The organism is Chroococcidiopsis sp. CCALA 051, from assembly GCF_003015105.1.
Lineage (GTDB): Bacteria > Cyanobacteriota > Cyanobacteriia > Cyanobacteriales > Chroococcidiopsidaceae > Chroococcidiopsis > Chroococcidiopsis thermalis.
Genome location: NZ_PYCI01000055.1, coordinates 25,269 through 39,800 on the forward strand (window position 1 = coordinate 25,269; position 14,532 = coordinate 39,800).

The window sequence follows — 14,532 nt, forward strand, 5'->3', positions numbered from 1 at the left end:
TATAGAACGCGAACGCTCTTATACGCGCAGCGTTCTCGCAGAGTAGATCGCGATCTCATGCTGAGACGGATATTTCAAGAACAATCTTTTAAATCTTTTTAAGTTCGAGATTAAACGCTGTAAGCCGAGTGTGTTGACAGCTTTTAACGAAGAGGAAAATTAAGTCAATCGGTGACAAAAATAAAGCTATTTGCCACTGAGTAAACATATTTTACTAGAGGTTAATTATGTCCTTCAGCCGAACTAGCGGAGTTTTATTGCATCCTACTTCCTTGCCTAGTCAATTTGGCATTGGAGACTTAGGTATAGAGGCTTATCGCTTTATTGACTTTTTAGCGGATAGCGGACAGCAACTATGGCAGATATTACCATTGGGACCTGCGGGAAGAGGTAATTCTCCTTACGCCTCTTATTCAGCAATGGCAGGAAATCCACTGCTGATTAGTCCAGAATTGTTAGAGAAAAAAGGCTTGTTAGAAAAAGCTCACTTGGCTCATTTGCCTGAGTTTAATGCTGAAACAGTAGATTTTGAGCAAGCGATCTCAACGAAAATACCGATGCTGCGAAAAGCTTGCTCGAACTTTGAAGCAAATGCTACATCGTTTGAAAAACAGGAGTTTTCAGAATTTTGCGATCGCAATGCTTACTGGTTAGATGACTACGCTCTATTTATGGCACTCAAAGATGCTCACCAAGGTGCTAGTTGGAATCATTGGGAGCCAGCGATCGCTAAAAGACAGCCAGCCGCGATCGAACAGTGGCAGCAACAGTTAAGCACGGATACCTTTTACTATAAATATCTCCAATTTGAATTTTTCCAACAATGGTCAGAACTAAAACGTTATGCCAACCAACGCAGCATTCAAATTGTAGGAGATATTGCTATTTACGTAGCACATGATAGTGCTGATGTCTGGGCGCATCCCGAAAATTTTTGCCTAGATCCAGCGACAGGTGAACCAGCACTGATGGCAGGAACACCACCAGATTACTTCAGTGCTACAGGACAACTGTGGGGCAACCCAGTCTATAACTGGGAAAATTTACAGCGGGAGAACTTCGAGTGGTGGTTGCAACGCTTCAGATCCATTCTTCACTATGTAGACTTAATTCGCATTGACCACTTCCGAGGCTTCCAGGCTTTCTGGGCAGTAAAACAGGGCGAAACCACTGCCATGAATGGAGAATGGATTGAAGCCCCCGGAGAAGCTTTCTTTAAGGCACTTAACGACAAGCTAGGTCACTTACCGATTATTGCTGAGGATTTGGGAACGATTACACCCGAGGTGGAGGCGTTGCGCGATCGCTTTGAACTTCCTGGGATGAAAATTTTGCAATTTGCCTTTGGCGACGGCACGCAAATAGAAAAACGCTTTTTACCGTTTAGTTATTCACACAATTGTGTCGTTTACACGGGGACTCACGATAATGACACGACTGTAGGCTGGTTTAACCAGTTGTCAGAACAAGCACGAGCAGCCGTCCGGTTTTATTTGGGTTGTACGAGTTCGGAGGAAATTCATTGGGATTTAATTCGCTTGGCGCAAAGCTCTGTTGCAGATCGCGCAATTACCCCCCTTCAAGATATTTTGGGATTAGGTACGAACTCTCGCATGAATTTTCCTGGTAAAGCAGTAGGAAACTGGGGTTGGCGATATCAACAGTCTAATTTAACGCCACAACTGCGCGATCGCCTCAAAAAGATCGCTGAAACTTACGGTCGAACCTCTATTCTTTAAGTTTCTGACTACAAACAATGACACCTCACAAATTTCCCATCGTCGCTACTTTAATACTTTTTGTGTTAGCCGGATTATTAGCATATTTCGCCCCTCTTCCCAATAGAAATGCTTCTAAGGGTATGGTATTTGGCAGGCATTAATTAAATACAGCCACATTTAGACTTAAAAAAAAGTAGCTGTATTTCTGAAAATTTGTCTTTATCGAAAATGCGATTTTTCACAAAAAAATGGAGATTTTCTTATGAAACAATCAACACAAAAGACCTCCTGAGTGAATACTTGAATTGTCATTCACACGCGAAGCGAAACATCTGGGAGATTCTTCACTACACTGCGTTGCGTACCCTTCGGGAAGGCTTCGCCAACAGAATGACATCCATGATTTTTTGATTCATGCAGGAGGTCTAAAGCAAAGTCAAAAAAATATGAACTTGCTACAAAAAATCAACCATTTTCCCTGAACTTTATACTCGATAAAATGAAATTGAACTACTAAACACTTGCTCTCACTACAATTATCCAGTCAATAAATAAGCACAAAAACAAGGACATCTAACTAATATGATACCCAGATCCCTTGGAGGTAAGAAAATTGCCATTCTTCTCGAAAGTGAATTCATTCCTGAAGAAATTGAAGCGTACCAGCAGCGCTTTTCAGAACTAAAAGCAACGGTGCATTTAATGTCTAGGCTTTGGAATCAACCAAGCGTCCGCTTCTTCAGCGATGAAGATACAGGTGCTACGCCTCGAACTATAGAAGTGGATATCGATTTTCAAAACGTAGATCTGAATGACTACGCAGCCGTGATCATGACTGCCAATTACACCAGCGTACGTCTGCGTTTCTTCCAACCACCAGAGGGTCAACCAATCGGTGGGGAACAAGTCCGCACTTCGCCAGCAGTACAATTTTATGCGAAAGCTATGGCGAATCCTAAGATTGTCAAAGGGGCGCTATGTCATGGATTGTGGATATTAACACCCATGCCAGAGTTACTGAAAGAACGACGAGTGATCTGTCATGAGGTCGTGCTTGCAGACATCATGAATGCTGGTGCAATTTACGAACCCTCACCTACAGGAGTAGTTGTAGATGACGATCTTGTTACTGGTCGGTCGCGACACGAAGTATATCCATTTATAGACGCTATTACCGAACGAATCCAACAAATTTCCTCAGCAACAAATCTCTTCTCAACCAAAAAAACTGCTACTCCCCTTGCAAGAGCAAGAGCGGCTAGCTGATCGTTTCAAAAACAAATTCACATGCAGGAGATAATTTTATGAAAAAAATACTGACAATTCTGTCAGAGTACGGCTACTGGGGTGAAGAACTAGTAGGTCCTCTGGAAACCTTTGATGCAGCAGGATACCAAGTTGACTTTGCAACTCCGACTGGTAAAAGACCAGTAGCGCTTCCTCCCAGCTTAGATCCTACTTTCGTTGACCCTCCTTTAGGTCGGACAGTCGTATCTGAGGAGATGGCGGAGAAAGTCAAGCGATTAGAAGATCCAAAGAATCCTCGACTAGATAATCCAATCATCCTTTCAGAATGGTTGCCCGATCGCCCCTACTGGAGTGCTGAAAAGTTTCTGCGAGAAATGGAAGCCTACAACAACGCGATCGACGAGGTGCAGCAGGAGCTAGTGCAATATGATGCTCTGTTGATAGTAGGTGGTAGCGGTCCAATCGTCGATTTGGTCAACAACCATAGAGTCCATGACCTGGTTCTCGGTTTTTACAAGCTAGGGAAGCCGATCGCTGCGGAGTGCTATGGCGTAACTTGTCTGGCTTTTGCTCGCGACCTAGTAGAACGCAAGAGTATTATTCGAGGTAAACACGTCACTGGTCACTGTAAAGAGTATGACTACTTAGATGGGACTGGGTTTATTGGTAGCGACATTAATATGGGTCCACCTCCTTATCCTCTAGAGTATATCCTCAGTGATGCAACAGCTCCAGACGGAGAATATCACGGTAATTTTGGCAGAGAGATTTCTGTAATTGTGGACTATCCATTTATCACGGGACGGTCTACCGCAGATTCCTATACAACTGGTCAGAAGTTAGTAGAAGTCTTAGAGAAAGGGCTAAGACGGTATGGATGGTAAATCTCAACCAAGCGATTTTTGGCTCAGCAATAACTGTGCGATCGCTACCAGCAAATAGATTATGCCCAAGAAAACGAAAATTATGGCTAACAGAAATGGGCGCTTTGCGATTATAGAGCAACTGCTTGCAGATGGCATACAATACATGTTCGGCAACCCTGGCACAGTCGAGCAGGGATTTCTGGACGCTTTAAGTCACTACGAGCCTGAATTTAAATATGTCTTTGCCTTGCAAGAGACGATTGCAGTAGGTATGGCTGATGGCTATGCCCGTGCCACCAAAAAACCAACTGTTGTGCAACTACACAGTGGTGTTGGATTGGGAAATGGAATTGGCATGATGTACCAAGCGATGCGTGGTCATGCGCCACTAGTCGTACTAGCTGGTGAAGCAGGCATCACGTACGATGCAATGGATGCTCAGATGGCATCTGACCTTGTGAGCATAGCCAAGCCCGTGACTAAATGGGCTACTCGGGTTGTCGATCCTGCTTCTCTTTTACGAGTCTTGCGTCGGGCAATTAAGATTGCTGGTACGCCACCAATGGGTCCTGTCTTCGTTAGTCTGCCAATGGATATCCTTGATGCTCCTAATGAAGAAGAAGCGATCCCAACTTCTTTCCCAATCGCGCGAGTTACCCCCGAACCAGAACAGATCGAACGAGCCGCAAGTATACTAGCTACTGCAACCAAGCCTTTAATTGTGGTAGGTGACGGCGTGGCTTTTTCAGATGCTCAAGCTGAATTAATCCGCGTTGCCGAACTAATTGGCGCTCAAGTATGGGGAGCAGATTCATCGGAACCAAACATGAGCGCTACCCATCCTCTATTTGGGGGACTGCTCGGGCATATGTTTGGCGAAGTTAGTCGCCGCATCACCTCCCAAGCAGATGCAGTATTAATTTGCGGTACTTACGTTTTCCCTGAAGTCTTTCCTGCACTATCTGGTGCTTTTGCTCCCGATGCAAAAGTGATTCACATTGATTTAAATAGCTATGAGATTGCAAAAAACTTCCCAGTAGATCTCGGACTGATTAGCGATCCGAAAACTACCCTTGCAGTTCTAGGTACAACCTTGGAATCAATGATGACTCCCGAACAGCAGCAGGAAGCATTTCAAAGATCTATTCGGATAGCTGAAGCTAAAAAGCAGCAATTAACGACTCAGCTTGAGTCCGATCGAGCTGTCTGCGACTCAGTACCTTTGCATCTGTCGCGTTTTGCGCGAGACTTGGCTCAGCATATACCACCAGATACGGTAATTTTCGATGAAGCAATCACTAACTCTGAAGAACTTTGTCGTTACATTCCCCCTACAACTTTGGGATATTATTTTCAAACGCGGGGTGGTTCCCTTGGTGTTGGTATTCCAGGTGCAATTGGTTTAAAGCTGGCTAATCCAGATAAAACGGTTATTGGTTTCACTGGTGACGGTGGCAGTATGTACACCATTCAGGCATTGTGGACTGCTGCACATCACAACATTGATGCTAAATTTGTCATCTGCAACAATCACAGTTATCAAATACTCAAGCTCAATATTATGCAGTATTGGCGCGAGCGAGGAATTGCAGAACACGATTTTCCAACTTCTTTCACCATAGGCAATCCAGACATCCGTTTTGATGAGTTAGCACGGGCTATGGGAGTTCAGTCTATACGAGTTGAACAGCCTGATGAGATCGAATCAGCCATTCAGAAAGCATTAGCTTACAATGGACCCTTCTTAATTGACTTAGTACTGACCAATGAGGTTGCAGGCTCAAAAATTGGTGTTAAGTGCGGTCAATAGTAAACCAGTGTTTCTAACAGTTATCGAGAGGAAAAACAATGACGTTAAGTAATGTTGCAGCTCTATCTCAAGTTGAAGTGCAGCAATTAGCAGCGGACTGGTATTCAAAGTTAGACGTTCACGCACCACTTGAGGAATATATCTCCATGTTGGCTGAGCAAGGCTCAGAAATGTGCTTTCCTGAAGCAACTGTCTACGGCTTTGATGGATTCAAAGATTGGTACGAGCGCGTGATTGGTATTTTTTTCGACGAAGTTCACACCTTAAAAAAAGTTCAAGTGACTCCCAAAGGAGATAAGGCTGATGTCAAAGTGGTGGTGAAATGGGAGGCTAGCGTGTGGAATCCACCAGCAGCAAAAAGCGATCGGATTACTCTAGACGCTTATCAAACCTGGGTAGTGCAGCGATCGCCTCAGACAGGAAAAGCAGTCATTGAGACGTATATTGTAGACTCTCTTGATTATTATGAGGGGTCTGCTCGGCTTTAAGGCAAAATTTTCTACTTCCATCATCAGCATCCGCGATCGGTGGAAGTGGAATTTTCCATAGAAGAGTGTCATAAGAGATAATTTCTCGAACTATTTCGTCAATTCAGTTTAACTACAAATCAAAAGAGGTCAGACAATGGTAACTTCAACAATTTCTCCTGGGCGCAAGTTTTTCAATACCCATCTAGAGACGATCGCAGCTGGAAAGGTCGATGAGATGGTAGATAGAGATTACACGGAAGACGCTGTGTTAATCACCTATTTCAACGGCTTTGCTGACATGCCCGCACCAATTACAATTCAAGGTCGTGAAAACATTAAACAGTTTTTTCATAAATACATGAAAGCGATCGGTCATATCGATCTCAAGTCGCTTGATTTTACTGAGACTGAAGATACTATTTTCTTCCAAGCTAATTTCAATAACGATCTTGGTTCAGTGAATGCTGGAGATGCTTGGATGATGCGCGACGGCAAAATTGCTTATCATTTTGGTTTTTGGATTTGGGCTTAGTCTGAGCCGCATTTTGTCTCTAAAACTTACTTGCGTTCTCATCTCCTGCATAAAGGATTACTATGAAAACACCAATGGAACAACTGCTATTGTCTCCGATGAGCAAGCTCTACAAAGAGCATATTGGTTTCATTAAAGCAAAAAATGTTGCAGGATTGCTCGATCAGTACGCCGAAGATCTTTTACTAATTAGTACCCTAACTGAAGATCGCCAGCCGCTCTATATCCGTGGACGACAACAGCTTAAAGAATTTTTTGAAAGCCGCATCTTCAGTTTAGAAGATTTGGAAGTCTCGCTGAATCAGTGGGCAGAGACAGAGAATACGCTGATGATGGTGGAAAGTCTCAAGACTCGCAGCACTAGCGGTGAGGTCGGCAATGTTGAATTCTACGACAATTGGTATTTGCAAAATGGTAAGATTGCTATTCACTTTGCTGGAGTCATTCAGTATCCAGATAGCACGTATGCTAATGCAGGAAAGGTCGGAGCAATTCCTGCATCTCCTTTAGGTAAGCTCTATAAAGAGCATATTGGTTTTATCAAAGCCAAGAATGTCGAAGGATTGCTCGACCAGTACGCCGAGGATCTGCTACTAATTAGTACCCTGACTGAAAATCGCCAGCCGCTCTACATTCGTGGACGACAGCAGCTCAAGGAGTTTTTTGAAAGCCGCATTTTCAGTTTAGAAGATTTGGAAGTCTCGCTCAACCAGTGGGCAGAGACTGAGAATACGCTAATGATGGTAGAAAGTCTCAAAACTCGCAGCACTAGTGGTGAAGTTGGTGAAATGAGTTTCTACGATAATTGGGTATTGCGTGATGGCAAAATTGCCGTTCACTTCGCTGGTGTCGTTCAATATCCCGATGGGTCATACGCATAAATACGTTCTTGTCCAGCTTTAGTAAGGATCTAAGTTATGGCTTGGCTCAAATTTTCTCAGATGGCAATCAGCTGCCAAGATCCAATTGCAACTGAAAAATTTTACACGAAATATTTCGGCTTCCAACGCGCTCGGGTCGCACCACTTGGCAAGGAACAGATTGTGTTTCTGAAATTGGGTGATATGTATCTTGAGCTGATTCAAGCAAAAGAAGAATCTCCTGCTTACCAGATTCGTAACGATGGACCCGCTTATCCGGGCTGGCGACACCTGGGCTTTCAGGTGGATAATGTTGATGCAAAGCTAGCAGAAATGGGTAAGGATGCCAAAATTTCTCTAGGACCGCTCAACTTTGATGAGTTTATCCGTGGATGGCGATCGGTTTGGATTACCGATCCAAACGGTAACATTATCGAGATTAGCCAAGGATATACCGACCAGGATAATCCGCCGCCTCTAGAGGTGAATGAAGAAGTTGCTTCTATTTACTGAAAAAATCAACACTGACACATAAGAGCAAGATAGTTAAATCGAAAGATTGTTAACTTGCATCGAAGTTTCGATCCTTGCGTCAGTGTTTTTTAGTCCTTAAGCTGAAAGGCATTCTAACTAAGAGAATTAGAGCTAGCTTTGAGCTACTCAAGAGATGTAGGCACACTACATGAGCATCAGTCGATTTAGTTAACAGTAAAAGGAGCCACTATGGATTTACAAAATAAAGTAGCAATTGTTACAGGAGCTAGTAGCGGCATTGGAGCAGCGATCGCCAAGAGTTTAGATGCGGCGGGGATGAAGCTGTTGATTACAGCGCGATCGCCAGAAAAACTGGCAGAACTCGCCGCTCAAATGAATAATGAAACGGCGATCGTACCAGGAGAGATAACCGATTCTGAATTGCCACAACACTTGGTTGATGTAGCTTTAGAAAAATTGGGTCGTCTGGATGTTGTCATCAACAACGCAGGTGTAATGCATATGATGTCAATTGAGGATGCAGACATCGAAGCTTTGTGTAAAATGATTCGGATTAATTTTGAGGCTGTAGTGCGAATGAGCTACGTAGCACTGCGGCATTTTAAGCAACAGGGTAGTGGCTATATCATCAATATGTCTAGTATTTCTGGACTGAAAACGACTCCCAAGTTAGCGGTTTATGACGGTACTAAGCACGCCTTAGAAGCTTTTACTGATTCCTTGCGGATGGAGTTGGCTGGTTCTGGTATTGGTGTTGCCACAGTTGAGCCTGGTGCAGTTGCTACTAACCTGTACGACTCTTGGAAATCGCGTGGGATGAAAGGTTATGACGAACTTGTGCCAAACCCACTTCAGAGCGAGGATGTGGCTCGTTGCGTTCGATTTATTCTAGAGCAACCAGGTAATATTCTGATCCCTAGACTTTTAGCTGTACCAGTAGCTCAGCCAGTGTAGGTGGACTTTTACTGGTATCAACAAAAGCAGTAGGGTCTGTTTTAAAAGGTTGTAGTTTATATAAGTAGGTGAGAGTAATGCTAATATCTCTCACCTTTTAAGTATCTGGCATGTGTCAAAATTAACTTTTTCACAGGTATTTTATAGGATTTATAGGGCAAAGAACAAGTAAAATAATTATTTTTACTCTATATTTAAAGCTATTAATTTATAAAACTTTATTAACTAATAGTCATTAAATAGAAATAATAAACAGCAAAATAATTCTAACATTAAACAAAATAAAAGTCCTTGCTCTTAAATAATTTAACCGATAAATTTAAAACATAGAGTTTCACCCTTACAAATAAGGAAGAGAAACGAGAATAGACAATGAAAGCAAGTACTAACTTTACAGATATTCTAACTCAGTTTCCTCAAGTTAGAACATTGTGGTCGAATGTAAATGTTACAGATTTTGGACCTTACTACGAGGCTTTACAAGCACGACTAATTGACCGTGTTTGGCATGATGAATTACTTAAGCAAGAAATACTGATCGATCCAAAAGCCGTTTTTGAACGGGAATCGGATATTACATTTCCCGCCAACGTAGAAGTTAGAGTTTTAGAGGAACCAGAGGATACATTTTACTTTGTGATTCCTGCAACTCCGCGAGCAGAAGAGCAATGGTATCGGTACGAACAACTTGCTACTTGGTGGATGTTGGGTCATACTTGGTGGACGACATACTATTATCTTTGCGGTGCTGAGAAAGCCAGAGCTTACAGAGAGAGCTTGCAAGCATTGTGGATCGCTCGTATTTGGACAAATGAGGCTTTCCATGAGAAAATTACATCTAATCCAAAAGCTACGTTTGAAGCAGAAATGGGAGCAGTCTTTCCTCCCAATTTGAAGATTCAATCCCTACAGGAAACTTCAAATCTCATTTATTTTGTACTACCTAAAAACCCGCAAGTTAATCAAATAGACGAAAATTCTACGATGGGACAGTGGTGGCAAGTATCCCATACATGGTGGTGGTGGTTGGTTAATTTACGTTTCCGGCAGCCAGCAAAGAACACGGTGACAGGGATAGTTAGCTGAACGAAAAGCTGTTTTGCTATGTCGATCGCTTCTGCGTCTCATTTTTAGAAAAACACATTTTCAGAAAAACAATTTTATGCAAAATCTTATGCAAACTGTCATCAAAGTCAACGGCAAACAGTATACGACAGATGTTGAGCCACGGTTGCTACTTGTAGATTTTCTCCGCGATATTCTAAATCTAACGGGAACAAAGAGTGGCTGCGATACGGGACAGTGTGGTGCTTGTACAGTAATGCTGAATGGCGTGTCAGTCAAAAGCTGTGCGGTCTTGGCAGTTCAAGCCAGTGGCAGCGATGTAATGACGATTGAAGGCGTTGCTCAAAACGGTCAACTTAGTGCATTGCAAGAAGGTTTCTGGAACATGCACGGGCTACAGTGCGGTTACTGCACGCCAGCTATGATTATGTCACTCATGGATTTATTACAAAATAACCCTAAACCTAGCGAAGCAGAAATTCGAGATTGGCTGGATGGTGTCTTTTGCCGCTGTGGTGTCTATCCAAACGCCGTTCGCGCCGTACATTATGCTGTAGAAAAAATGCAGATGGAATCTATAATAGCTAAGCCGGAAACCGTAACGGCTCATGAGTGTTTACCAATTGCGCGAACAGCTAATGTACCCCTAAAGGCAAAAAGTCAATGAGGAACGTTGTTGCTGATATCAAACGCTGGTGGAATCAGGGTGACTCTGTAGCACTAGCAACTGTTGTCTGCACTCAAGGCTCAAGTCCCAGAGAACCTGGAACTGTCATGGCTGTATCGAGTAGCGGCGAGGTCGCTGGTTCTATCAGTGGCGGGTGCGTTGAAGGGGCAGTCGTTGAGGAAGCACTAGCAGCGATCGCGCTGAATCAGCCACGGCTAGTAACATATGGAATGGCTGACGAACTGGGTTTTGTGGTTGGTTTGACCTGCGGAGGCACTATTCAAGTTTTCGTAGAACCCCTCACGCAAAAGTGCTTTAGGAGCGAGCTGTCAATGAATTTCGTCTTTGATGCAATCTGCAAAGCATCAGAGCAGCCTATAGCACTCTGTACGTTAGTTGAGGGGACGAATGTTGGAGCTAAGATGTTAGTGACCGATCGCGGTGCGATCGCTGGTTCTCTTGGCAACACAGAGCTAGACCAGGCGGTGTCTCGTGACGCTCAAAGGCTGTTAACTCAGGGATGGAAAAACTTGAGCTACTACGGTGCTAACGGCGAATGCGGGCAGGCGGATGTGGCAATTTTTATTGAGTCCTTTGTACCCCAACCGCACTTCATTGCGATCGGGGCTGTTGATTTTGCGCGATCGCTTTGCAAGCTAGGTAAGATGTTAGGCTACCGAATAACCGTATGTGACGCTCGGTCTCGCTTTGCCACACCAGCACGCTTTCCTGAAGCTGACGAGATCGTGGTGAACTCGCCCGGTCAGTATCTGCAAAGCATCCAGATAGACGCTCGTACTATTATTACCGTACTCACTCACGATCCTAAGTTTGATGTTCCTGCGCTCATAGCCGCAGTACGAACACCAGCAGCTTACATTGGCGCGATGGGAAGCCGCAAAGCCACCGCAGATCGAGTTCGTCGTCTGAAGGAAGTTGGACTCACTGAAACTGAACTGGCTCGGATTTGCGCCCCAATTGGGCTAGACATTGGTGCTAACTCTCTAGAAGAGACGGCTGTGTCAATTATGGCTGAAGTTATCGCGCTTAAGAGTGGACGTAGCGGCTGTAGGCTTTCTCAGAGCCAACAAAAATCAATTCACGTCAAGTAAGCATATGGGACAGGTTGCTATTGCTATCCTTGCTGCTGGTAGAGGTTCTCGGTTTGGCGGGAATTTTCCTAAACCTTTAGCAATGTTTAGGGGGCGATCGCTAGTTTCCTATGCTCTTAAGGCTGCTGATGATAGCGGTCTTGCCCCAATTTTACTTGTCGTCGGTTACAATTCCCAGCAAGTAGCCGCCGCAGCCTTACCAGGAGTGAGTATAGTACATAACCTACAATGGCAAAGTGGAATTGCTTCAAGTCTAAAACAAGCTCTGTGGATGTTAGAGCCGAATAAATCTATTGATGCTCTCTGTATTGGACTTGCCGACCAACCATTTGTGACGGCTGCTTGTTACCGTCGTCTCGTAGCTGCATACCATGAAGGAGCTTCTTTTGTTGTAGCTACCTATGAAGGATCTCGGCGCAACCCCGTCCTCCTTGCTCGTTCGTTGTGGTTTGATGCCATGAAACTTGAGGGGGACGAAGGAGCCAGACAGTTGATGCGAGTTTACCCAGTTGTGGAAGTCAGTTGCGATCGCATCGGCAATCCACATGATATCGATACTAAGGACGACCTCCAGCAATTGGAATCTGAAGTGGTTTCCAAGCACCAGACAGAGGGTTAAGCTCTGAACGATGCAAACAATGATACTAACCTAGAGTATAGAGGCGTGCTTCAGCACGAGTAAAGTGCTTTCCTAGTTTTTGCCCAAAAAGCTTTCAGCACACTACTCTGTTGGGAAAGTGCTTCTAACGCCACACCTGTTGCAAACGACTTACGACTTCACACATGGCAGAATAATTTCGCATTTAAAAATGTCCCTACTGAGAGGGATAATTAGGGTTCATTAAGACAAAATATTCTACCTAAAAATAATATTATGTCTGCTCAGCACCGATTTTTGCAACACAATCCCGGAATTAAACCCATATCAATAATGTCTGATTTTGTTCCAAGTTTTTCACTTTTTTAGCTCTAAGCTAAGGTATCAAATTCAACATTCAAGTAACTGTAGTGACTATTAAGACAAAGAAACTTACAAACAGAACGGATTTCATGCCACAGCTTAGTTTTCAACGATTGCACGTACTACTTGGTTGGCTCTCCGAGCTTCTGGTAGTACAGTGGTACAAACTGAAAGTAAGTAACCAAAATGCTACCTCAAGTAAAAAATGATTCAAAAATATTAATCTGGTTTAATAAATTTTTATTGGAACGGTAATGCAATTAAGTCAAGCAATAGGTCTACTACACATGTTTTCAACAATAGTAATTCTAGAACTTACTACGTATTAAGAAAGGAATTAAAGATGGTTAAGATCGCTTCTTCAGCTGCTAATTTAGATCTTCGCGCACCTATCTTTACAACCTTAAGTAAGGGAATTGGTGTAGATTGGGTGCAACGCATCATACTAGTTTTAGTGGATTACATACTTCTATCTTTGGCATGGCATACCACCCAGACTCTTTGCACTCCTCTAGATTTTCCCTGGAAGTTGAATAACTTACTTTTACCGATTCCGATTGCTCATATTGGGATAATGGTAGCGCGAGGATTATATAACTCTAATGAAGAATACTGTAAATATGTAAGCTCAATCGAAGCACTAACTTTATCCCATTTTTTACTACTATCGATTGTCTTTTCCTATCAATCACATCATTTTATTCCCTGGTCTACTTTCTTTTGGGCTTGGTTACTCAGCGTACTGTTCTCTTTAGCTGGACGACTGTGCGCGAACTTTACTACTAACAAGCTACGCCAACAAGGTACAATATATAATCCAATTTTCATTATTGGTTTTCCAACACATATTGAAAAAGCTACCCAGTTACTAGAACAAGAAAACCATTACAGAATTATAGGATATTTGCCAATTTACGCATTAGAGAAATATGGTATAGACAAAGTAGTTGATGAAATTACTAGTTCAGGAGCAACCGAAGTATTTGTTTGTTCTTGGCACAAAATAGAGCAACGAATGTTTCTTTATTGGAAATTGCGTAATCATGGCATAACACTCAATATTTTGCCACTTAGCTTAGAAGAAATTGCAGAGGAGAAAATGGGAGCATTTTTATCACTAAAAAGCGGCATACCCTTCTTCAAACTTTCTCCTCCATTAATTGCAGGATTAGATTTTCGGATCAAGCGCTGTTTTGACTTTTGCCTAGCCGTTCTAATTATCTTATTTTTATCACCTCTATATCTGGCGATCGCGCTTTTAATTAAACTAGATTCTCCCGGTTCTATATTTTATCAACAGACTCGCGTAGGTTTGCATGGTAAACACTTCAATGTTTGGAAATTTAGAACAATGGTTAATAATGCAGACAAGCTTCAAAAGGAATTAGAAAACTTCAATGAAATGAAAGACGGTATATTATTTAAGATTAAAAATGACCCTCGACTTACAAAAGTTGGACGTATTTTAAGACGTTATAGTTTAGATGAACTACCCCAAGTCTTCAACGTAATTTGTGGTGAAATGAGTTTAGTTGGTCCTCGTCCGCTACCGCTCAGGGACATTGAGCAACTTTCGGAAGCTCAATTAATTCGCCACGAAGTTTTACCAGGAATAACTGGTCTTTGGCAAACATCCGGTCGTTCGGAAATTACTAACTTTAAAGATGTTCTGATTTTAGATATTTTCTATATAGCAATACTTCGGACAGTTTTTGGCGCTTGGCAGTAGACAGAAAAGCCATCGAACCGATAGAGTGCCTTTTAGAACAAA

The 14,532-nt window shown here is 42.9% G+C and carries 14 protein-coding genes; all 14 read left to right on the forward strand.

What is annotated here, in order from left to right; translation table 11 throughout:
• Positions 1-227: 227 nt before the first annotated feature.
• The 14 genes from malQ (at position 228) to C7Y66_RS15210 (ending at position 14,490) form a co-directional block, all read left to right on the forward strand.
• The gene (malQ, locus tag C7Y66_RS15145) at positions 228-1,739 is read left to right on the forward strand and encodes a 4-alpha-glucanotransferase (RefSeq protein WP_106546234.1); all 1,512 of its coding nucleotides are present in this window, start codon (positions 228-230) and stop codon (positions 1,737-1,739) included.
• A gap of 564 nt (positions 1,740-2,303) precedes the next feature.
• Positions 2,304-2,987 (forward strand): DJ-1/PfpI family protein, encoded by a 684-nt coding sequence (locus tag C7Y66_RS15150; RefSeq protein WP_106546235.1) that lies wholly within the window; start codon positions 2,304-2,306, stop codon positions 2,985-2,987.
• Between the two features lie 38 nt (positions 2,988-3,025).
• Positions 3,026-3,853 (forward strand): type 1 glutamine amidotransferase domain-containing protein, encoded by an 828-nt coding sequence (locus C7Y66_RS15155; RefSeq protein WP_106546236.1) that lies wholly within the window; start codon positions 3,026-3,028, stop codon positions 3,851-3,853.
• 82 nt (positions 3,854-3,935) lie between these two features.
• The gene (locus tag C7Y66_RS15160) at positions 3,936-5,645 is read left to right on the forward strand and encodes a thiamine pyrophosphate-binding protein (RefSeq protein WP_106546244.1); all 1,710 of its coding nucleotides are present in this window, start codon (positions 3,936-3,938) and stop codon (positions 5,643-5,645) included.
• Positions 5,646-5,683: 38 nt separating this feature from the next.
• On the forward strand, positions 5,684-6,133 hold the full coding sequence (locus tag C7Y66_RS15165) for a hypothetical protein (protein WP_106546237.1): 450 nt from the start codon (positions 5,684-5,686) through the stop codon (positions 6,131-6,133).
• A 136-nt stretch (positions 6,134-6,269) separates the two neighbouring features.
• Positions 6,270-6,647, forward strand: coding sequence for a nuclear transport factor 2 family protein (locus C7Y66_RS15170; RefSeq protein WP_015154217.1), 378 nt, complete (start codon positions 6,270-6,272; stop codon positions 6,645-6,647).
• Positions 6,648-6,709: 62 nt separating this feature from the next.
• Complete coding sequence (locus C7Y66_RS31875; RefSeq protein WP_199197449.1) at positions 6,710-7,528, forward strand: nuclear transport factor 2 family protein; 819 nt, start codon at positions 6,710-6,712, stop codon at positions 7,526-7,528.
• 36 nt (positions 7,529-7,564) lie between these two features.
• The gene (locus C7Y66_RS15180) at positions 7,565-8,020 is read left to right on the forward strand and encodes a VOC family protein (protein ID WP_106546238.1); all 456 of its coding nucleotides are present in this window, start codon (positions 7,565-7,567) and stop codon (positions 8,018-8,020) included.
• Positions 8,021-8,230: 210 nt separating this feature from the next.
• Entirely contained in the window at positions 8,231-8,956 is a 726-nt protein-coding gene (locus C7Y66_RS15185; protein ID WP_015154214.1) for an SDR family oxidoreductase, read from the forward strand.
• 372 nt (positions 8,957-9,328) lie between these two features.
• Complete coding sequence (locus C7Y66_RS15190; protein WP_106546239.1) at positions 9,329-10,042, forward strand: NHLP leader peptide family RiPP precursor; 714 nt, start codon at positions 9,329-9,331, stop codon at positions 10,040-10,042.
• Between the two features lie 76 nt (positions 10,043-10,118).
• The gene (locus C7Y66_RS15195) at positions 10,119-10,688 is read left to right on the forward strand and encodes a (2Fe-2S)-binding protein (RefSeq protein WP_304529358.1); all 570 of its coding nucleotides are present in this window, start codon (positions 10,119-10,121) and stop codon (positions 10,686-10,688) included.
• Positions 10,685-11,800 (forward strand): XdhC/CoxI family protein, encoded by a 1,116-nt coding sequence (locus tag C7Y66_RS15200; protein ID WP_106546240.1) that lies wholly within the window; start codon positions 10,685-10,687, stop codon positions 11,798-11,800. Before C7Y66_RS15195 ends, C7Y66_RS15200 begins: the two co-directional genes overlap by 4 nt.
• A gap of 4 nt (positions 11,801-11,804) precedes the next feature.
• Positions 11,805-12,419, forward strand: coding sequence for an NTP transferase domain-containing protein (locus C7Y66_RS15205; protein WP_106546241.1), 615 nt, complete (start codon positions 11,805-11,807; stop codon positions 12,417-12,419).
• A 685-nt stretch (positions 12,420-13,104) separates the two neighbouring features.
• Positions 13,105-14,490, forward strand: a complete 1,386-nt coding sequence (locus C7Y66_RS15210; RefSeq protein WP_106546242.1) for a sugar transferase — start codon at positions 13,105-13,107, stop codon at positions 14,488-14,490.
• The last annotated feature ends 42 nt before the right edge of the window (positions 14,491-14,532 follow it).

Coding starts and splice junctions, on each gene's coding strand:
- C7Y66_RS15190 (WP_106546239.1), top strand. CDS start 9,329: ATGAAAGCAAGTACTAACTTTACAGATATTCTAACTCAGTTTCCTCAA.
- C7Y66_RS15180 (WP_106546238.1), top strand. CDS start 7,565: ATGGCTTGGCTCAAATTTTCTCAGATGGCAATCAGCTGCCAAGATCCA.
- C7Y66_RS15155 (WP_106546236.1), top strand. CDS start 3,026: ATGAAAAAAATACTGACAATTCTGTCAGAGTACGGCTACTGGGGTGAA.
- C7Y66_RS15195 (WP_304529358.1), top strand. CDS start 10,119: ATGCAAAATCTTATGCAAACTGTCATCAAAGTCAACGGCAAACAGTAT.
- C7Y66_RS15165 (WP_106546237.1), top strand. CDS start 5,684: ATGACGTTAAGTAATGTTGCAGCTCTATCTCAAGTTGAAGTGCAGCAA.
- C7Y66_RS15200 (WP_106546240.1), top strand. CDS start 10,685: ATGAGGAACGTTGTTGCTGATATCAAACGCTGGTGGAATCAGGGTGAC.
- C7Y66_RS15150 (WP_106546235.1), top strand. CDS start 2,304: ATGATACCCAGATCCCTTGGAGGTAAGAAAATTGCCATTCTTCTCGAA.
- malQ (WP_106546234.1), top strand. CDS start 228: ATGTCCTTCAGCCGAACTAGCGGAGTTTTATTGCATCCTACTTCCTTG.
- C7Y66_RS15205 (WP_106546241.1), top strand. CDS start 11,805: ATGGGACAGGTTGCTATTGCTATCCTTGCTGCTGGTAGAGGTTCTCGG.
- C7Y66_RS15210 (WP_106546242.1), top strand. CDS start 13,105: ATGGTTAAGATCGCTTCTTCAGCTGCTAATTTAGATCTTCGCGCACCT.
- C7Y66_RS15170 (WP_015154217.1), top strand. CDS start 6,270: ATGGTAACTTCAACAATTTCTCCTGGGCGCAAGTTTTTCAATACCCAT.
- C7Y66_RS15185 (WP_015154214.1), top strand. CDS start 8,231: ATGGATTTACAAAATAAAGTAGCAATTGTTACAGGAGCTAGTAGCGGC.
- C7Y66_RS31875 (WP_199197449.1), top strand. CDS start 6,710: ATGAAAACACCAATGGAACAACTGCTATTGTCTCCGATGAGCAAGCTC.
- C7Y66_RS15160 (WP_106546244.1), top strand. CDS start 3,936: ATGGCTAACAGAAATGGGCGCTTTGCGATTATAGAGCAACTGCTTGCA.